The sequence below is a fragment of the Nocardia sp. XZ_19_231 genome, from assembly GCF_015355705.1.
GTDB classification, from domain to species: domain Bacteria; phylum Actinomycetota; class Actinomycetes; order Mycobacteriales; family Mycobacteriaceae; genus Nocardia; species Nocardia salmonicida.
Window position 1 is genome coordinate 15,967 of sequence record NZ_JACUZI010000001.1, and the last position, 18,158, is coordinate 34,124.

Annotated in this window: 17 protein-coding genes; 10 read left to right on the forward strand and 7 right to left on the reverse strand. The window is 68.0% G+C overall.

Going from position 1 to position 18,158, the window contains the following annotated elements; translation table 11 throughout:
- The first annotated feature begins 1 nt into the window (after position 1).
- Positions 2 to 1,090 (forward strand): alpha/beta hydrolase family protein, encoded by a 1,089-nt coding sequence (locus IBJ82_RS00075; RefSeq protein WP_194823941.1) that lies wholly within the window; start codon positions 2 to 4, stop codon positions 1,088 to 1,090.
- A 69-nt stretch (positions 1,091 to 1,159) separates the two neighbouring features.
- Here the strand turns inward: IBJ82_RS00075 and IBJ82_RS00080 are convergent, their stop codons facing one another.
- The 4 genes from IBJ82_RS00080 to IBJ82_RS00095 are packed head-to-tail and all read right to left on the reverse strand — an operon-like array spanning position 1,160 to position 7,218.
- Positions 1,160 to 1,396, reverse strand: a complete 237-nt coding sequence (locus IBJ82_RS00080; RefSeq protein ID WP_194823942.1) for a hypothetical protein — start codon at positions 1,394 to 1,396, stop codon at positions 1,160 to 1,162.
- 25 nt (positions 1,397 to 1,421) lie between these two features.
- Positions 1,422 to 5,426, reverse strand: coding sequence for an arabinosyltransferase domain-containing protein (locus IBJ82_RS00085; RefSeq protein WP_194823943.1), 4,005 nt, complete (start codon positions 5,424 to 5,426; stop codon positions 1,422 to 1,424).
- Positions 5,427 to 5,437: 11 nt separating this feature from the next.
- Positions 5,438 to 6,346, reverse strand: coding sequence for a serine hydrolase (locus tag IBJ82_RS00090; RefSeq protein ID WP_194823944.1), 909 nt, complete (start codon positions 6,344 to 6,346; stop codon positions 5,438 to 5,440).
- Positions 6,343 to 7,218 (reverse strand): LysR family transcriptional regulator, encoded by an 876-nt coding sequence (locus IBJ82_RS00095; RefSeq protein ID WP_194823945.1) that lies wholly within the window; start codon positions 7,216 to 7,218, stop codon positions 6,343 to 6,345. Before IBJ82_RS00095 ends, IBJ82_RS00090 begins: the two co-directional genes overlap by 4 nt.
- A 216-nt stretch (positions 7,219 to 7,434) precedes the next feature.
- Between IBJ82_RS00095 and bla the strand changes: the two genes are divergently transcribed.
- Complete coding sequence (bla, locus tag IBJ82_RS00100; RefSeq protein ID WP_370585194.1) at positions 7,435 to 8,328, forward strand: class A beta-lactamase; 894 nt, start codon at positions 7,435 to 7,437, stop codon at positions 8,326 to 8,328.
- Positions 8,329 to 8,430: 102 nt separating this feature from the next.
- Here the strand turns inward: bla and IBJ82_RS00105 are convergent, their stop codons facing one another.
- Complete coding sequence (locus IBJ82_RS00105; RefSeq protein WP_194823946.1) at positions 8,431 to 9,039, reverse strand: TetR/AcrR family transcriptional regulator; 609 nt, start codon at positions 9,037 to 9,039, stop codon at positions 8,431 to 8,433.
- A 50-nt stretch (positions 9,040 to 9,089) separates the two neighbouring features.
- Between IBJ82_RS00105 and IBJ82_RS00110 the strand changes: the two genes are divergently transcribed.
- The 8 genes from IBJ82_RS00110 to IBJ82_RS00145 all read left to right on the forward strand — a co-directional run bounded on the left by IBJ82_RS00110 (position 9,090) and on the right by IBJ82_RS00145 (position 16,300).
- A complete protein-coding gene (locus tag IBJ82_RS00110; protein ID WP_228536368.1) occupies positions 9,090 to 9,509 on the forward strand; it encodes a RidA family protein in 420 nt (139 codons plus the stop codon).
- Positions 9,510 to 9,685: 176 nt separating this feature from the next.
- On the forward strand, positions 9,686 to 10,897 hold the full coding sequence (locus IBJ82_RS00115; RefSeq protein WP_194823947.1) for an SGNH/GDSL hydrolase family protein: 1,212 nt from the start codon (positions 9,686 to 9,688) through the stop codon (positions 10,895 to 10,897).
- Positions 10,898 to 11,071: 174 nt separating this feature from the next.
- A complete protein-coding gene (locus tag IBJ82_RS00120) occupies positions 11,072 to 12,490 on the forward strand; it encodes a sensor histidine kinase (protein WP_370585072.1) in 1,419 nt (472 codons plus the stop codon).
- Positions 12,487 to 12,897 carry a roadblock/LC7 domain-containing protein gene (locus IBJ82_RS00125; RefSeq protein WP_056812459.1) on the forward strand — a complete coding sequence of 137 codons (411 nt, stop codon included), beginning with the start codon at positions 12,487 to 12,489 and terminating at the stop codon, positions 12,895 to 12,897. The genes IBJ82_RS00120 and IBJ82_RS00125 overlap by 4 nt, the downstream gene beginning before the upstream one ends.
- Positions 12,894 to 13,238: a DUF742 domain-containing protein gene (locus IBJ82_RS00130; RefSeq protein ID WP_194823948.1), complete on the forward strand. Its 345-nt coding sequence runs from the start codon at positions 12,894 to 12,896 to the stop codon at positions 13,236 to 13,238. Before IBJ82_RS00125 ends, IBJ82_RS00130 begins: the two co-directional genes overlap by 4 nt.
- A 43-nt stretch (positions 13,239 to 13,281) precedes the next feature.
- Positions 13,282 to 13,830: an ATP/GTP-binding protein gene (locus IBJ82_RS00135; protein ID WP_228536369.1), complete on the forward strand. Its 549-nt coding sequence runs from the start codon at positions 13,282 to 13,284 to the stop codon at positions 13,828 to 13,830.
- Entirely contained in the window at positions 13,830 to 15,083 is a 1,254-nt protein-coding gene (locus IBJ82_RS00140; protein ID WP_194823950.1) for a cytochrome P450, read from the forward strand. Before IBJ82_RS00135 ends, IBJ82_RS00140 begins: the two co-directional genes overlap by 1 nt.
- Positions 15,080 to 16,300 carry a cytochrome P450 gene (locus IBJ82_RS00145; protein ID WP_194823951.1) on the forward strand — a complete coding sequence of 407 codons (1,221 nt, stop codon included), beginning with the start codon at positions 15,080 to 15,082 and terminating at the stop codon, positions 16,298 to 16,300. Before IBJ82_RS00140 ends, IBJ82_RS00145 begins: the two co-directional genes overlap by 4 nt.
- A gap of 55 nt (positions 16,301 to 16,355) precedes the next feature.
- On the opposite strand, the gene IBJ82_RS00150 is transcribed toward IBJ82_RS00145, so the two are convergent.
- Both IBJ82_RS00150 and IBJ82_RS00155 read right to left on the reverse strand, forming a co-directional pair.
- Complete coding sequence (locus IBJ82_RS00150) at positions 16,356 to 17,501, reverse strand: acyl-CoA dehydrogenase family protein (RefSeq protein ID WP_194823952.1); 1,146 nt, start codon at positions 17,499 to 17,501, stop codon at positions 16,356 to 16,358.
- A 17-nt stretch (positions 17,502 to 17,518) separates the two neighbouring features.
- Positions 17,519 to 18,124, reverse strand: a complete 606-nt coding sequence (locus IBJ82_RS00155) for a QsdR family transcriptional regulator (RefSeq protein WP_194823953.1) — start codon at positions 18,122 to 18,124, stop codon at positions 17,519 to 17,521.
- Positions 18,125 to 18,158: the final 34 nt, after the last annotated feature.

Sequence of the window (18,158 nt, forward strand, 5' to 3'; positions counted from 1 at the left end):
CATGGCAGGCGCCGTGGTGGCGGTGCTGCCGTTCGGCGCGTCGGTCGCGCCCGCGGCCGCCGATGCCGACCCGTCCGCGATCGACTTCCGGGTGGAGACGTCGATGGGGGAGATCAACACCAGGATCATCCGCGCGGCCGACGGCAACACCGATCGGGTGGTCTACCTGCTCGACGGCGAACGCGCCGAGGACGACCTGAACGGTTGGGAAAAGCACACGACCATCCCGGCGCAGATCGCGAAGTTCAACATCAATGTCGTGATGCCGGTCGGAGGGCAATCCAGCTTCTACGCCGACTGGGAGCAGCCGAGCAACTTCTTCGGCGTCAACCCCGACGGGTCGCTGTTGCCGAGCGCGGACTCCGGTTCCGCGATCGGCGGCTGGGAGGACACCCAGGGCAAAACCAACACCTACCAGTGGGAAACCTTCATCACCAAGACCCTGCCGGATGCCATGAAGTCCCGGCTCGGCTTCAGCTCGACCCGCAACGGTGTGGTCGGCCTGTCCAGCGGTGGTAGCGCGGCGATGTTGATGGCGGCCTACTACCCGGAGCAGTTCACCTACGCGGGCTCGTTGTCGGGCTACCTGCACATGTCGATGCCCGGCATGCGTGAGGCGCTCGGCGGGGCGATGATCGCCAGCGGTGGCTACAACATCGAGGCGATGGCGCCCGCGGGCGGCGAGAAGTGGCGCCGGATGGACCCCTACGGCTTCGTGGAGAAGCTGATCGCCAACAACACCCGCCTTTACGTCGCCGCGGGCAGCGCCAAGCCCGCCGACCAGGATCTGTCCTCGGTCGACGCGATCACCCAGGGCATGCCGCTGGAGGCGATCGCGCTGGCGAATACCCGCTCGTTCGAAAAGCGCGTGACCGCACTGGGTTACGAGAACGTCAGCTACGACTTCCCCGACATCGGCATCCACAACTGGGGCACCTGGGAACAGGTCGCCATCCGCCTGATGCCGGACATGGCACGCAATATCGGCAAGCCGTTGCCCGCCGGCGCCACGCCGCCCGCTGGTGGTGCACCGCCCGCCGGCGGACCCCCGGCCGGTGGTCCGCCCGCTGGTGGCGAACCACCGAAGTAGCTTCTGACACAAACGAAACCGCCGCTACCCACACTCGGGTAGCGGCGGTTTCGCTCTTTCGGAGCTCGGTCAGTCAGTGCCGGATTCGATGCGGTGCTGCTCCACCACGACCTCATATTGCGTCCGCTGGTCGGCCGTCATGTGTTCCTCGGCGACGGTGCTGATGCTCCAGGGGATCGGGCAGGGTGGCGTGTGTTCCGGGTCCGGGCACAGTAGCCGTTCGATCTGCTCGGCGATCATGCGCGCATCGGCCTCGGACGCGACAACACCCAGGCTGATTTCCCACAGCTTCTTCTCGTCTGTCATCTGCCGGATCTCCTTGCGGTAGCGGTCAGTTCGTTTTGATCGGACTCTCGTTCGACCAGCCCCACGTGGTGCTCGACCGGCGGCCGATCTCGGCGGGTGGTGCGGCGACGGTGCGGGTGAGGCGTTGGAGTTCGCCCCAATCGCGGGTCCAGTCGTCGGCCAGGTAGGCGGGGATGGTGCGCGACTGCATGAGCAGGCCGGTCCAGCCGAGCGGGCCGCCGCCGGTATCGCCCTGCCAGGTCTCGGAGACCTGTGCGTTGAGTTTGTCGGGTTGGATCCGCCAGATCGGCATCTCCGCGACGCCGTTGTGGTGGTCGAACGGGCGCTGGCACGGGAAGGCCAGTCCCACATGCCAATCCGCGAGTACCGGGTCGGAGCTGCCGACAACGGTGTTCAGGCTCGACAGTTTCGGCAGGCGGGGTGGAGTGAGCGCGAGCCACTGCATGGGGTCGGGCTCGGCTGCGTCGACGACTAGTCGAATGGCATTGGTGCCTAAGGGAATTCGGTCCAAAGCGACCGGGATGTTGCGCCAGCCCGGAGCGCCGCCGACCGATGGCGGGGTCGAATCGCCCAGGGCGGCGGTGATGGTTCCGTCACCGTCACGACGAGCGAACTCCACCCGCAACCGCTGACCCGGCATGCGCGAACCATCGGGCGCGGTCGACTCGATTCGTCCGGCCACTGTCAGAATCAGCACTCGGTACGCCGGGTTCTGCTGTGCGGCAGCGAGATCCATTCGATACCACTGCGTGGTCAGCTGTGTCCGTTGGGGCTCGCCAGTCGAATAACTACCGAGAACCGGCGTCCGCTCCGGGGCCAGCCCGAACGGCAATGCCACCGTGCTCCCGTTCACACCGGCCACCGCGGGGCCGGACGCACCAGGTGCCCCCGGCGGTCCCGCGTTCGGACCGCTCGGCGGTGCCCCAGCGGAACCACCTGTTGCGGGGCTGTTCGTGGCACCAGGAGCAGCGCCCCCAGTTGGTGCCGCGCCGCCGGGCCCACTTCCACCGGGGCCGGAGCCGCCGGGCCCACTTCCACCGGGGCCGGGTCCACCGGGACCAGGTCCCGAACCCGACGGTGGGGCCGAGGATTGGTCGGGTCCGGGATCGGGGGCGAGGCTGCCGACGCCGTTCGGGGTGAAGCCCGTGTTCTCGGCGGCCAGCCCGTCGGCGACAGTGCCGCTGTACGGGGTGAGCAGTGAGTCCGCGGTATTCGTCTCGACGAGAACGTCATCGGCCATCGCGCAGTGGTCACCCGTCAGCGCACGCAGATTCGACAGCCCGACCGAATACGCCGGGTACTGCGAAACAGCTGCCACAGCAAGCGATCCCACCTCGAACAGAACCATGGCCGCTGCCGCAACGGTCAGCGGCGCGACAGCCGGGACCTTGCGATCGGGCCGACCACGGCGACCGCGATAGCCACCGGACTTCAGCTGTCCGCCGCTGGCGCGTTCGAGTACGTGACTCGTGTCGGAACCGGCTGGAACTGCGGCATCGTTGTCGGTTCCGTCGTCACCGGTGCCGACGTCGTCAGCGCTCGGGTCTCGGAGGTCATCGGTATCGTGTCCTACCTCCGAGGCCGAGACCTCGATGCCTGCGCGGTAGTACTGGAACAGTGCCGCGAGGAGGGTTGCGGCCGTTGCGGCGAGGAAGAGCGTCGACACCTCGATGCCGCTGAGGGTGGGTGCGCGGTCGGGCCAGGGGACTCCGTAGCCGGAGACGTACCACCAGCCGTTGGAGCCGGTGAAGCTCACGGCGAGCAGGAACAGTACTGCGGCCGCGAACAGGGTTCGGAGATAGTTCCGGCCGAGGCGGACCAGGGCCACCGCGGTGATCGCGGCGAGTGCGGCCGCCAGGCCCGCGTAGACGCCGAAGTGATGGGTCCACTTGGTAGGGGTGAACATCATCAGCAGCAGGGCCATGAAGACTACGGCGAGGATTCGGGTGACCGGGCCACGGGCGGTCGCGGGGATACGGCCCCGGCGCAGAGTCGCGACGATGCCGACGGTGAGGCACAGGAGCATGGCGAGGACGCCGAAGCGACGGGCCAGGGAGCCGTCGGGGTTGACCGACAGCAGGGAATCCCAGCGGGTGCGCTCCTCGAACCACGACATGTCGGGGCCGACGAGCTGACGGACGCGGGTGGCTTCGAGGACGGTCGAGAGGGTTTGGTCGGCGAAGACGACGACCAGCACGAGAGTGCCCGCGGCGAGGATCGGGGCCACGAGCGCGGTGTACCGGAGGAAGACAGCTCCCCGACTGGCGCCCGAATCCGGTGTGGCGCGCGCGATGATCGTCCGAATCACCGGTCGCGAACCAGCCAATAGCGCTGCCACGCAAATTAATCCGGTGGGACCGGCAGCGAGGGAGAACGCGGCGATCAGCACCGCGACCGCGGCGGGCAGCAGGCGGCGGGTGGCGATCGATCGTTCCATCGAGCACCAGGTGAGCAAGGCGCCGACGGCGATCAGGGGTTCCGGACGCAGTCCGTTGTTGTAGGGCAGCCAGATCGACAGGAACACCAGCGCCGCCGTCCAGCGCGCCACTCGGCTCGAACTCACGCCGGAACCCAGGCGCGGCAACACTTCCCGGCTGAGGACCAGCCAGCACACGAACCCGGCGAGCAAAGCGGGCAGTCGCATCCACAGCCCGATCTCGCTGACCCGGGTCATCTGGGCGAGCACCTCGTAGGGCCACCCGAACGGTGCCTCGGCGACCTGGAACCACCGGTAGTAGTTGGCGGTGTAGCCGGCCTCCTTCGACGCGCGCGCCATCGTGAGGATGTAGCCGTCGTCAGAGCTGTTGGCGCCGAGCACATGCCACACGACCAACGTGCCTGCGACCACCGCGTCGAGACCGGTGAACCGCCACCAGCGCGCGGGGAGGATGCGACGGGTACGGCGGCCGTCACGAGTGTCGCCGCGGTGCAGGCAGATCAATGCGAGCAGCGCGCACAACATCGCCCCGATGATCGCGGCCAGCTTCCAGCCAGTCGGACTCGACGAGAACCGCGCATCGATCTCGGCATGCAGCCGCGCGTCCCCCATCCGTCCACGATCCAATTCGGTGAAGACCCCGACCACTTGCGGCCGCACATCAGCGTCGACGGTCGTCCTCATCGGCGACCCGTCGACCCGGGTCATACCGGTGAGCTCGGCGGTCGTGCTCGATGCCGTGGATACCACCGTCAACGCACCGCATCGCGCGGTCGGCGCTTTCTCGGATGCAGCGCCGCCGATCCGAGTGTTGGTGGTCGATGGCGGTGCACCGTTCGGCGGAACCGCGCCCGATGGGGGAGCGCTGCCGGGAGTGGGCGGCCCCGGCGGCTGGCCGCTACCCGGTGCCCCCGTGGGTGGCGCGCCTAGCGGTGACCCGTCACCGCTAGGCGAGGGGTTCCCGACAGGGGGACCGCCGTTCGGGGGAGTACTTCCATCGGCGGGAGCGCCATTCGGTGGGGTGCTGCCGAGGGGCGGTGTCCCGTTGCGCGGGGTACTGCCGAGGGGCAATGCACTGTGGGGTGGAGCGCTGCTCGGCGGCTGGGCGGGAGGCCCCGCGGGTTGGTTCGTCCCGTTGGGTGGGGGTTGCGTGCCTGTCCGGCCCTCGGCGGCGGAGCCGGGCGTGCCCGCCCGCGCCGCATCGCTCCCTGCGATATCCGCGATCGACGCGCTCAACAGCAGCTTGTCGTGAAGCACCACGGACAGCGTCCGCCCGGCTCCCGGTCGGTCCTCGATCCGCGCGACCAAGCCCTTCGAACCGGCTCGCGGCGCCTGGGCGGGAACGGTGGACAGCACGGTCCCGCCGGTCATGTCGCGCAATGCCGTGCACGGAATGCTCACATCGAGCGACAGCGGCACATAGTCCACGAGCGGCGCGCTGAGCTGCATCGACTGCGGCTGCGGCCAATCCAGGCTCGCGTGCTGCTGCTGAACCGGCAGTAGCGGAGTCGCCACCGCCAGCACCACACCCAGCGCCCCCGCCGCGATCCCGATTTTCCGCACTCGGCCGAAGCCGGAAGAATCTCCACCCACAAACGACGATGCTAGCCCCGTGGACGGCGCAGTTCGGTGACGGCGATCCGTGCCGCCTCGCCGATCGCGGCGTCGACCACCGGCAGCATCGGGTCGGCGCGGGCGGCGCGGGTGAAAACCGCGACCGCCACCGGTGTTTCGCCGGGGAACTCGATGACGGCGACTTCGTTGCGGATCACCCCGATGGTGCCGGTCTTTCCCGCGACGAGCACCCCGCGATGGGGGAATCCGGCGGCGATGCGGTGCGGCCAGATCTGCTTGCTCATCACCGTGCGCGCGAATTCGGTGCTCGCGGTGGACACTATGTCGCCCGACCAGAGCTTCCACAGGAACCGGGTCATCTCTTCGGGTGTGGTGGCGCTGGCATAGGAGGGGTCGTAGGCGGAGACGGTCCACGCCTCGTCGTTGTCGGCCAGGGCCGCGAAAGCCTCTGCGGTGCTGTGTGTATCGGTATCGCGGACGAGGCTGCGGTGCTGGTCGGCCGTACCGCCGACGATGCGGGTATCCGTCAGGTCGAGTTCTCGCAGGAGCTCGCCCACCGCGGCGAGGCCGACCTCACCGAGCAGCACGTCGGCGGCGGCATTGTCGGACACCGTCATCATCGACGTCGCCAGATCGCGGCGGCTCAGCGTGACCGGATCATGCAGTGCCGCAAGGCCGGTGGGGCCAGGAGTGCAGTCGGCGGGATCGATGGTGAGTAGCCCGGCGGGGTCGATCAGCCCGTGATCGACCTGTCGCAAGAACGCGGCCAGCAGCAGCAGTTTGTAGACCGACGCGATCACCACACGGTCGCGCCCGCCGACAGAGACCTCGCCGGGGGAGCCGTCGCAGCGCCGGGCGTGCAACCAACCGGCACAGCCCGCGTCGGCGAACACGGCGCGAATCCTGGTGGTCGCCGCTTCCGCGTCGAACACGCTCATCGCAGCCGCTCCCGGTAGAGCACCCGATCCAACGCATCGGCATGGGCGTCGGCGTCGGCCCGGCGGATAACCCTGACCCGTACCGCAATCGACTGCGGCGCCAACGTCAGCCAGGCCACCCCCGGCGTCGGTGTCGGCGGTGTGGCGGTGACGCCGAAACTGGTGCCCGCGGCGACGGCAGCCAGCACCGCGCGATCGTCGGGCGCGGCGAGCGGCGCCGCGTCCAGCCCACGTTCCCGCAGCAGATCCATGATGCTGTCGAAGGCGGGCGGGTTCGCGGCGCGAGGCGGATGCGCGAAGTTCAGCCCGGCGAGCATCGGGAAGGTCGGCCGCTCGGCGGTGGTGGTGCGGTGATCGAGGGGCACCACCAACCAGCGCGGCAACTTCACCACCGGTCCGGCCTCGACACCGTCGACCAGCGCCGGATGTTCGATCACCGCCACATCGCACACACCCGCCCGCACCTCTCCGACGAGATCGACGGTCGTGCCCAGCGTCGTCGCCACGCTGCCGCCCGCGGCACGCAGACCAGTGACACACGCGGTGACCAGCCGGTCGGGCAGCGCGCTGGTCGCCGCGAACCGCACGGTTCCGCTGAGCTGAGCGATCCGCTGTGATTCGGCGAGCAACCGGTCGGCGTCGTCGACGAGCAACCGGGCCCGCGGCAGCAGGTGCCTGCCCGCGGTAGTGAGCAGCGCGCCCTGGGTGGTGCGGCGGATGAGTTCGACGTCGAGATGCTGTTCGAGGCGCCGCAACCCCTGCGACAGGGGAGGTTGGGTCATGTCGAGCGCCGCTGCCGCCCGCCCGAAGTGGCCTTCGTCCGCGACAGAGACGAAGAACCGGAGGTGGCGGATCAGATCCATATCGGCCATTGAACCAGCGGACTTGTCGCCACTCGGTCGATCGGCGAGGACAGGTCGGCACCGAACGGCTGTCTGCCCGGCCTCGAGGCATGCGACCTGCGGTGATATCGGGTGCGACTTGTCCAGGCCGGTGTCCGATATTGGCCCCGAGATGGCCGACGATGATGTTGTGCACCGGTGACTCCCACCGCACTGACGCACCGCGCGCCGCGCCTTCGAACCCGAATCGCCGCCATCACGCTGGCCATCTCGGCCGTGACATTGACGGCCTGTTCGAGCAAGGACGGAGAACAGGCGCCGCCGTCGACACCCGGGCTCGCGTCGTCGACCGCGCCAGCCGCTGCTACCTTCGCCGACCTGGAGGCGAAATACGGTGCGCGACTCGGCCTGTCGGTAATCGACACCGGCACCGGCGCGACGGTGAACTACCGTGAGGGTGAACGCTTCCCGATGGCCTCGACCTTCAAGGGTTTGGCGTGTGGCGCTCTGCTGCAAGCACATCCGCTGTCCACCGGATACTTCGACCAGGTCATCCACTACACGGCAGCCGACATCGTGGTGAACTCCGCCGAGACGGAGAAGCACGTCGACACCGGCATGACCGTTTCCGCGATCTGCCATGCCGCGATCACCGTCTCCGACAACACCGCGGGCAACCTCGTTCTCCGATTGCTGGGCGGCCCAGCGGGTTTCACCGCCTTCTTGCGCACGCTCGGCGACGATGTCTCCCGCCTCGATCGCTGGGAGCCCGAGCTCAACACCGCCGTCCCCGGCGACGAACGTGACACCACGACCGCCGCGGCCCTGGCCGCCGACTACCGCGCCCTCGTCCTGGGCACAACCCTCGCCGACCCCGAACGCGCCCAGCTCACCGACTGGTTGCTCGCCAGCGCCACCGGCGCCAAACGCATCAAAGCGGGCCTGCCCACCGACTGGAAAGTCGGCGACAAAACCGGCAGCCCCGCCTACGGCTCCGCCCTCGACGTAGCCATCGCCTGGCCGCCCGGCCGTGCGCCGCTCGTGCTGGCCGTCCTCACCACCAAGCCCGACCAGAACGCTGAACCGTCTAATGAACTTGTAGCCGAAGCAACGAAAATCGCTGTGGCCGAGATCAATTAGCGCAACCGGCTCCGCCTGCACCGTCCTCTGGCTCACCCGCTCGGTGAACGGCCCGATGAACTCCTCTGTTCATCGGGCCGTCGCCGTTCGACGGACTGTCGCTCAACTGACCCGCCACCCCGACGTCACCGACCGCGCGCATCGCTGCGGTTCATCGCCCGCTGCGACGAAAAGTGCTGTGAGCATAGGGATTCCGTAGGCGAGTGTCGGCGGCGGGAGCGGGCCGGTGGCGACGAGGCCCGCCAGTCCGTGGCCGATGGTCCAACTCTGGGTGGCCAGGTCGAGTGGGTCGGTGTCGGCGTGGAACCGGCCGGTGGATCGGGCCGATTCCACCGCGGTGACGAGGCGGTGCAGGGTGGCGTCGGCGGCCTCGGCATCTTCGAGGTCGAAGCCCGCGTCGAACATCAGCCGGTAGAGGTCCGGGTAGGCCATGGCATTGGACAGATACGCGCTACCGAGTGCCGCCAGGTCGCTGACCGGGTCGTCGGTGGTCGGCACCGCGGTCAGGCGGGTGGCGAGGCGGGTGAAACCTTCCTGGCGGACCGCGCGCCACAGGCCGTCCATGCCGTCGAAGTAGGTGTAGACCGCCATGGTGGATACCTCGGTGCCCGCGACGAGACCACGCAATGTGACGGGTTCGCGAGCGCCCACCATGTGCGCCGCTCGTTCGATCAACATCGACCGCACCGCGGGATTCTTGGTCCTGGCCATAGCGCAAGATTATATATCACTGTTATGTTATTGGTCGGAACCCTCGGACGATGGGAGAGATCGTGGCTGTGGAACTGGTGAATCCGGATGGACTGCCCAAGCCGGAGGTGTATCGGCAACTCTCGATCGCGACCGGGTCGCGGCTGGTCTTCCTGGCCGGGCAGGTCGCGCGCGACGGTGCTGGAAATCCGGTCGGCGCGGGTGATTTCGCCGCGCAGGTCGAGCAGGCGTACCTCAATATCGGCACTGCGCTCGCGGCGATCGGTGGCTCGTTCGACGATGTCGCGAAGCTCACCATCTATGTCGTCGACTGGAGTGCGGACAAGTACCCGCTGCTCGGTGAAGGTGTCGCACGGGCGGCGGCGAAATTGGGGGTCGATCCGGTCAAGCCGATCACGTTGATCGGGGTGGCCGCGCTCGGTGAGCCGGATCTGCTCGTCGAGGTCGAGGCGACGGCGGTGCTCGACTGACCACGGGATCGTCCTGAGTCGCGTCGCCGCGCCCGGCGGCGGTGGCTCGCGCGGGAGTATGCGCACCGTCTTCCAGAATCTAGATGCCTTCCTACTCCCTGACGAGACGGAACCAGTGCAGTGATGAAGTCTCCACAAGCCTCGGTCGAGGCCGCGACGATGATTCGGTCACTCCGATGACGGTGCGCCTGCGTTGGATCGCCGCGCCTGTCGCTGCCGTAGCCGCGCTGGCGCTGGTGGCGTTCGGTGCTCGCGACACCGAAACCTCATGGTCGAGTGCCTGGGCTACCTCTGTTCAGTACCCGATCTACCAGAACTGGTCCGCCATGGGTTTCGCTGATCAGACTGTGCGACAGGTGATTCGCCTGTCGCAGGAGGGCCCGCAAGTCAGAATTCGGCTGTCGAATCGCTACGGGCAGTACCCCCTGCCCGTCTCGTCGGCGACGGTTGCCCGAAGCGCGGGTGGCGCCGCTGTCGTCCCGGAGTCGGTGCGGGCGTTGACCGTTGGCGGACAGTCCACCTTTGTGATCGCCCCAGGGCACGAAATGGTCAGCGACGCGGTAGACACGGCGGGGGTATCGATGGCGGTCACCCTCTACTTCGCCCAACCCACCGGCCCCGCGACCCAGCACGGGCAGGCGCTTGCCACCAGCTACCGGGCACACGGCGATCACAGCGCCGATCCGTCGGCTGCGCCCTTCACCGATACCTCCCAGTCCTGGTACTACCTGGCAGGCGTCGACACTCTGCGACCGAGCGCGGGCGATGTCACCGTGGCCTTCGGCGATTCGCTCACCGACGGCTACCGCTCCACCCTCGACGCCGACCAGCGCTACCCCGACCAACTCGCGGCGGCGGGCCACCACGGCCCGGTGGTCAATGCCGGAATCAGCGGCAACAGGCTGCTCACCGACTCGACCGTGCTCGGCGACAGCGCCCTGGCTCGGTTCCGTCGCGATGTCCTCGAACAACCGGGCGTCGGCACCGCCGTCGTCCTGATCGGGATCAACGACATCGGCCTGTCGGGGAGCGCGGGCCCGGACGGGGCGGTCTACCCGAAGATTTCGAGCGATCAGCTCATCGCCGGATATCGCGAATTGATCGATCAGGCGCGGGCGAGCGGCGTGCACATCGTCGGCGCGACCATCCCGCCGTTCGCCGGTTCGACGTACTTCTCGCCAGAGAAGGAGCGACTACGCACCGAGGTGAACACTTGGATGCGGGTATCGGGCGCGTTCGACAAGGTTGTCGATCTCGAACAGGCGTTGGCCGCGCCCGGTGATCACACCCGCCTCGCCGACGCTTTCGACAGCGGTGATCACCTGCATCCCAATGATTCCGGCTATCGAGCCATGGCGACGGTCATCGCACCGGCCCTCGCTCCGTGATCGCCGTCTCGCCCCACCCGCCGTGACCAGGCCGGACGCTGACCCGTACCCCAACGGCCGGTGAACCCTGGTCGGTCGACTGGCAGGTAGGGCGGGGGCTCGATATGCTCGACTCCGACTTCGAAACAGGCTGCCTTGCTGCGTGTTTGATCGACCACTGATGGCAGGGGGCCTGTGAGTACTGTGGAAGTACTGCCGATGGCGCAGACGGTAGCCGCACCGGAGGAATCCGGTGACAGCGCCGGATCTGTGGTGCTCGGCGCCGGAGTGGCGGTGGTGGCCATCGCCGCCGTGACCGCGGTGTTCGCGCCGCAGGCCGTCGGTATCCCGGTGCTCGCCGCCGCTGTCGCGGCGGCACTGATCGGCTGTCCTGCGGTGTGGTTCGCACTGCGTCAACGCGCGCAGGCGCGCGCGAGTCTGGCCGCCGCCCAGCGAGCCGAACAGCAACTGGCCGCCACCGTGGCCGAGGCGAGCGCACGGCTGACCCAGGCCGACGAGCACACCGCCGCCTACGCCTGGGAAGCCCAGGAGAATTCGCGGCGGGGCTCGGCGGCACTGGCCGCGTTCGCCGGCGCCGCGGGCCGCATCCAGGCGATGACCACCTCGATGCTGGCCGAGCTGCGGGAGATGGAACACCGCCACGCCGACCCCCGGGTACTCACCGACCTGCTCCACATCGACCACCGCACCGCCCAGGCGGGGCGCCTCGCCGACAGCATCGCGGTGCTGTCCGGTGCGCGCACCGGCCGCCGCTGGGCGAAACCTATTGCGATGGAATCGATTCTGCGCGGCGCGATGGGTCGCGTCGCCGGGTATCAGCGCGTGCGGCTGCGGGCGATCGCCGAGGTCGGTGTCGCCGGGCATGCCGCCGAAGGCGTGATGCACACGCTCGCCGAACTCCTCGACAATGCCTGCAACTTCTCTCCGCCCACCACCGAGGTACACGTCTACGCCGCGGAAGTGCCTGCGGGCGTGGTGATCACGATCGAGGACAGCGGCCTGATCATGAGCGATTCCGCGCTGCGCCGCGCCGAAGCCGCCGTGACCGGACGTGATCACAAGGGCAAGGGCGCCGACCTGGCCTCGTTGTCGGGGACCAGGCTCGGACTCGCCGTGGTCGGGTACCTCGCGCGCAAACACGAACTCACCGTCTCGTATCGGCCGTCGGCGATCGGCGGCACCGCGGTCGTCGTTGTCGTCCCGCGAGAGCTCACCGCGCGCGCCGAACGACGCAGTCGCAACGTGGTGGCCCCGCCGCGCTTCGCCGAGCCGGCCACGCTGAGCCAGTTCGACAGCCCGATCCCGCGCAGAACCGACACCGGCACCATGGATTTCAGCGAGCCTGTCGGCCAACCCGCGCAACCCGAGGCCGACGGTGCCCCGTCCACCTCGCCCATGCTGCCGAAACGTCGCAGGGGCGACACTCTGGCGCAGGTCCATCCCGAAGGCCTCACCGCCAGGCCCGCCGCCAAGGCATCACCGGCCGAACCCACCGCCCTCGGTGCCTTCCAGCGTTCCGCGCCGGGCCGCACCATTGCAAGCCACGATCCGGGCAATGCCGCTGCGGCTGCCGACCCACTGGAGGACCGATGACCACCACCGCCCCCGCGAACCTCGGCTGGCTGCTCGAGAAGCTGCTCGCCCGCACTCCGCGTGCCCGGCACGCCTTGCTCCTGTCCGGTGACGGGCTGAAGATCTGCCATACACCAGAGCTCGACGTCGACCGCGCCGATCAGTTGGCCGCCATCGCCGCGGGGTTCCAAAGCCTGTCGCACGGGGCTTCCGTCGAGTTCGGTGACGGGCGTGGCGGAGTTCGCCAGTCGATGACCGAGTTCTACGGCGGCATCCTATTCGTGGTCGAGGCGGGGCGCGGGGCGCACTTGGCGGTGGTCGCCGCCGAGGACGCCGATGCCGGTCTGGTCGGGCACACGATGCACGAGCTGGTCGAACAGCTCGGCGAGCATATGGCGGCCCAGCCGAGACGCGGAGCGATCGATTGACCAGGGCCGGTCGTGACGACGATCCCGACCGTTTCTATACCCTGACCGGCGGCCGAGCTCCCGTCACCGAGGACTTCGACCTGGTCACCCTGGTGGTCAGCGAGTCGGCGGCGACCGCGGGGATGTCCTCGGAGCAGGTCGCGGTCCTCGACATCTGCCGGGCGCCCACCGCGGTGGTGGAGATCGCGGCCGAGCTGCGCCTGCCCGTCGGTGTCACCACGGTTGTTCTGTCGGACCTGCTGGCCGCGGGCAAGATCACGGTGCGCCCACCGCTGTCGGCGGCGATGTCGCTGGACGCTTCCACCCTCGAGAAGGTGCTCGTTGGACTTCGCAAGCTCTGAGAACGTGCCCGAGCGGGCGAGAGCGCCGCTGCACAGCACGGCAATGCACGGGTTGAAGATCGTGGTCATCGGCGGATTCGGTGTCGGCAAAACGACATTGGTGCGGTCGGTGAGCGAGATCCGGCCACTCGATACCGAGGCCACCATGACCGATGTCGGGGCAGGCGTCGACGACACCAGCGGTGTGCCCGGCAAGTCGACCACCACCGTGGCCTTCGACTTCGGCCGTATCACCCTCGACGACGAACACGTGCTGTACCTGTTCGGAGCTCCTGGGCAGCAACGGTTCTGGTTCCTGTGGGACCGGCTGTTCGCGGGTGCGCTCGGTGCGATCGTGCTGGTCGACCAGCGTCGGATCAGTGATTCCTGGTACGCGATCGACCGTCTCGAACACCAGGGCACCCCGTTCGTAGTGGCCTGCAACGACTTCGGTGACTCCCATTCGGCGGGTGCGGTGCGTGACGCACTCGATCTCGATCCGGCCGTACCGCTGGTGATGTGTGACGCGCGCTCGCGCGAATCGAGCAAGCAGGTGCTGATCGCACTGGTCGAGCATCTGTATTCCGCTGTCCCACAGGGAGAAACCGTCTGATGAGCACACCGACCGGCGCGTGCCCGATCACCGGCGCGGTGCCGTTGAGCGGCCCCGAGTTCCACATCGAACCGCACGAGGTCTATCGGCGGATGCGGCGTGATCACGGGCCCGTCGTGCAGGTCGAGTTGCCCGGCGGGTTCCCGGCCTGGCTGATCATCGGTTACCGCGAACTGCACCAGGTGACCAGCGATCCGCTGCTCTTCCCGCGTGACGTGTCGCTGTGGAATCAATGGGGCCGGGTACCGGAGGACTGGCCGCTGCTGCCGATGATCGGGCAACCGATGCCCTCGATCTACTTCACCGCGGGCGCCGAACACCGCAGGCACCTGGCGATGGTGGAACCGGCACTGGACGCGGTCGACCACTTCGAATTGCGCAGGGCCTGTGAGGAACTCGCTGATCGTCTCGTCGACGGGTTCTGTGGTCGCGGCAGCGCCGACCTGGTCGCCGAGTTCGCGGTGCCGCTGCCCGCTCTCGCCCTGGCGCGCATCCTCGGTCTGCCCGACAACGACGCGGCAGACCTCGCCCTGACGATGAAGCAGCTCGCCGACGGTGGCGCCGACGCCCAGTCCGGGCACGCCCGCTTCGCCGAACACATGGCGCGGCTGGTCGCGGTGAAGAGGGCTCGTCCCGCTGGGGATCTGGCATCGATGATGCTGGCCGACCCCGAGCCGTTCACCGACGAGGAATACATGAACGACCTGATGGCGATCGCCGCCGCGGGTCACCTCACCACCGCTGACTGGCTCGGCAGCTCGATGCGGCTGATGCTCACCGACGACCGGTTCGCGAACGCGCTCGGCGGTGGCAGGCGCAGTGTCGGCGAGGCCATGAACGAGGTGCTCTGGGAAGAGGGGCCGACCTCGATTCTGGCGGGCCGGTGGGCAGCGCGCGACACCCGTCTCGCCGACAAGACGATTCGGGCAGGTGACCTCCTGCTGCTCGGTCTCGCGGCCGCCAATCTCGATCCGCATGTGCGCCAATCGTTTACCGAGGGCGGCTCCGTACCCACCGGCAACAGCGCCCACTTCGCGTTCAGTTACGGCGAATACCGCTGTCCTTTCCCGGCGCAGCAGATCGCGGAGATCATCGCCAGGACCGGGATCGAGGTGCTGCTCGACCGGCTTCCCGATGTCGACCTCGCAGTACCCGCCGACCAACTCACCCGGCGACCTTCGGCTTTCCTTCGGGGCATGACCGCACTGCCCGTTCGTTTCACGCCAGTTCGACCCGTCGGAGGTTTTTCGTGAGTTCGCCATGCCCTTTCGCCATCGACCCCATGGTCGGTGACCTCAACGGGGAAACCGCCCGACTTCGAGCACTCGGCCCGATCACCCGGATCGACCTGCTCGGCGTGCCCGCCTGGACGGTCACCGATCATGCCGTCGCACGTCAGCTGACCACCGACACCAGGCTGGTCAAGGACATCAACGCGTGGTCGCTGTACGCCGACGGCGTGGTGACCACCCAGTGGCCGCTGATCGGGATGGTCCTCGTCGACCGTTCGATGTTCAGCGTCGACGGTGCCGAGCACCGCCGGTTGCGGCTCAAGACCGCCCAGGCACTGGCCCCGCGGCGGCTGGAAGAGCTCCGTCCGGTGATCGAACAGCTGACCGCCGACCTGCTCGACGACCTCGAGGCCGCCGGTGCCGATGGCGCTCCGGTGGACCTCAAGGAGGTTTTCGCCTATCCGCTGCCGATGCGCGTGGTCGGCGACCTGATGGGCGTCGCGCGCGAAGACCACGCGCAGCTGCTCGAGTGGTACAAGAAGTTCTTCTCGGTGATGACCCCGCAGGACGAGCGCCTCGAGGTGATGGGCGGCCTCGATGTGTACTTCACCGACCTGGTCCGGCAGAAGATCGCGGACCCGGCTGATGATCTGACCTCGGCGTTCGTCACCGCCGACGAGGGCGGCGAGCCGCTCACCGAGGAAGAGGCGATCGGCAACATCAAGGCCCTCGTCGCCGCGGGCCACGAGACCACCGTCAGCCTGATCATCAACACCGTGCGCGCGCTGCTCGCCGAACCCGAGCAGCTGGCGAAAGTCCTTGCCGGGGATGTGGAGTGGAAGCAGGTCATCGAGGAATCGCTGCGCTTCGACGGCCCGGTCTCGCACCTGCTGATGCGTTTCGCCGTCGAGGACATCGTTGTCGGCGACACCGTGATCGCCAAGGGTGAGGGCGTGGTGATGTCCTACCGCGCCGTCGGCCGCGACACCACGGTGCACGGCGAGACCGCCGACGAGTTCGACGTGACGCGCTCGACCGCCAACCGCCACTTGGCCTTCGGCTACGGCCCGCACATCTGCCCCGGCGCCGCCCTGTCTCGTCTGGAAGCCGCGATCGCGCTGCCCGCGCTGTTCGCTCGCTTCCCGGAGCTGCGCCTTGCCGTGCCCGACAGTGAGATCGGCAACCTGCCGGTGCTCACGCAGAACGATCTGGCCGCCTTGCCGATCATCCTGAGCTGACCGGCGACGCGTCGCGCCCGGTGGCTCCTACGCCGGGCGCGACGCTATCCGTGTGCTACAGACCCAGATCGCGGCCGATCAGTTCCTTCATGATCTCGTTGGAGCCCGCCCAGATCTTGGTCACCCTGGCGTCCATCCACGCCCGCGCGACCCGGTATTCACGCATGTAGCCGTAGCCGCCGTGCAACTGCACACATGCGTCGAGCACGTCGTTCTGCACCTGCGCCGACCACCACTTGGCCTTCGCCGCGTCGACCGCGGACAGCTCACCGGCAGCGTGGGCGACGATGCCCTGATCGACGAACGCCTGTGTCACTTCGATTTTGGTGACCAGCTCGGCGAAAAGGAACTTGTTGTACTGGAAGCTGCCGATCTGCTGCCCGAATGCCTTGCGCTCCTTGGCATACTGCAGCGTCTCGTCCAGGATCGCCGAGGCATGCGCGAGGTTGGAGATCGCCGCGCCGATGCGTTCCTGCGGCAGCCGCTCCATCATGGCGATGAAGCCGCGGTCGACCTCGCCGAGCCGGTTGGCGTCGGGGACACGCACATTGTCGAAGAACAGTTCGGCGGTGTCGGATTCGGGCTGACCGACCTTGTCGAGCTTGCGCCCGCGAGTGAAGCCGTCCATCCCGGTCTCGATGACGAACAGCGTGATGCCCTTGGCCTTCTTCTCCGGGCTGGTGCGGGCGGCGACGATCACGAGGTCGGCGTTGAAACCGTTGGTGATGAACGTCTTCGAGCCGTTGACGATCCAGTCGTCGCCGTCGCGCACGGCGGTGGTCTTCAGCGCGGCCAGGTCGGAACCGCCCGACGGCTCGGTCATGCCGATGGCCGTGATGATCTCGCCGGTGCAGAACTTCGGGAGCCAGCGCTGCTTCTGTTCATCGTTGGTGAGTTCGACCATGTAGGGCGCGCACACGTCGTAGTGGATGCCGAACGAGGACGCGATCGCGGCGCTCGCCTTCGACAGCTCCTCGCCGAACACCGCGTTGAACCGGTAGTCACCCGCGTCGCTGCCACCGAACTCCTCGGGCACACCGAGGCCGAGGTAGCCCATTTCGCCTGCCGCGAGCCAGGTTTCGCGGTCGATGGCCCGCTCTTCGACGAAGCGTTCGGCATTGGGCGCGATCGAGCGCTTGACGAACTCGGCGACCGAGGCGCGGAAGGCGTCGTGGTCCTCGGTAAAGATGGAGCGCTTCATGGTGTCCTTTCGCTGACTTACTGTTCGGGCCGTTCGCCCAGCAGAACCAAAGACGCCCGGACAACTCTGGCCGCGTCGGGTTCCTCACCGCTGATCACATCGGTGTAGATGAAGGTCTCGGTGATCCGCACCAGCAGCAGCGCCAACTCGGGCACCGGCAGCAGCGGATCGAGAGCATCGGCCGAAATCTCTTCGGCGAGTATGTCTTCCACAATCGCGACGATGCGGTGCTGCACCGTTCCCGCGCGCGTGGTGAGCAGTCGCAGCGACCGTTCGGGTTCGCGCAACAGGAATTGGCGGAAGGCGTGGGAGGTATTGGTGGCCTGGGCGAAATCGCCGAGGATGGTCGCGATGCGGTACGCGCCGTGGCCGGGAGCCGCGGCGGCCGCGCGACGCAAGGTGGGCTCGGCGACCGACCAGATGACCTCGGCGAGCAGTTCGTCGCGCCCGCCGACCCACCGGAACAGCGTCGCGCGATTCACCCCGAGCGCAACGGCGAGTTCCTTCATCTCCAGTCGGTGCCCGGCCAGAAATATGGCCCTGGCGGCGCGGAACGCGCTCACGGCATCGGGGCGTGCCGCCGCGTCCTGGAGTCGTTTCTCCAGGGCCGTCTGTTCGATCACGTCACCTCCATGCACCGTTTCCTACAGTGTATGA

Coding starts and splice junctions, on each gene's coding strand:
- IBJ82_RS00095 (WP_194823945.1), bottom strand. CDS start 7,218: ATGGCCGATATGGATCTGATCCGCCACCTCCGGTTCTTCGTCTCTGTC.
- IBJ82_RS00090 (WP_194823944.1), bottom strand. CDS start 6,346: ATGAGCGTGTTCGACGCGGAAGCGGCGACCACCAGGATTCGCGCCGTG.
- IBJ82_RS00075 (WP_194823941.1), top strand. CDS start 2: ATGGCAGGCGCCGTGGTGGCGGTGCTGCCGTTCGGCGCGTCGGTCGCG.
- IBJ82_RS00110 (WP_228536368.1), top strand. CDS start 9,090: ATGGGAGAGATCGTGGCTGTGGAACTGGTGAATCCGGATGGACTGCCC.
- IBJ82_RS00125 (WP_056812459.1), top strand. CDS start 12,487: ATGACCACCACCGCCCCCGCGAACCTCGGCTGGCTGCTCGAGAAGCTG.
- IBJ82_RS00150 (WP_194823952.1), bottom strand. CDS start 17,501: ATGAAGCGCTCCATCTTTACCGAGGACCACGACGCCTTCCGCGCCTCG.
- IBJ82_RS00105 (WP_194823946.1), bottom strand. CDS start 9,039: ATGGCCAGGACCAAGAATCCCGCGGTGCGGTCGATGTTGATCGAACGA.
- IBJ82_RS00080 (WP_194823942.1), bottom strand. CDS start 1,396: ATGACAGACGAGAAGAAGCTGTGGGAAATCAGCCTGGGTGTTGTCGCG.
- IBJ82_RS00140 (WP_194823950.1), top strand. CDS start 13,830: ATGAGCACACCGACCGGCGCGTGCCCGATCACCGGCGCGGTGCCGTTG.
- IBJ82_RS00135 (WP_228536369.1), top strand. CDS start 13,282: ATGCACGGGTTGAAGATCGTGGTCATCGGCGGATTCGGTGTCGGCAAA.
- IBJ82_RS00115 (WP_194823947.1), top strand. CDS start 9,686: ATGACGGTGCGCCTGCGTTGGATCGCCGCGCCTGTCGCTGCCGTAGCC.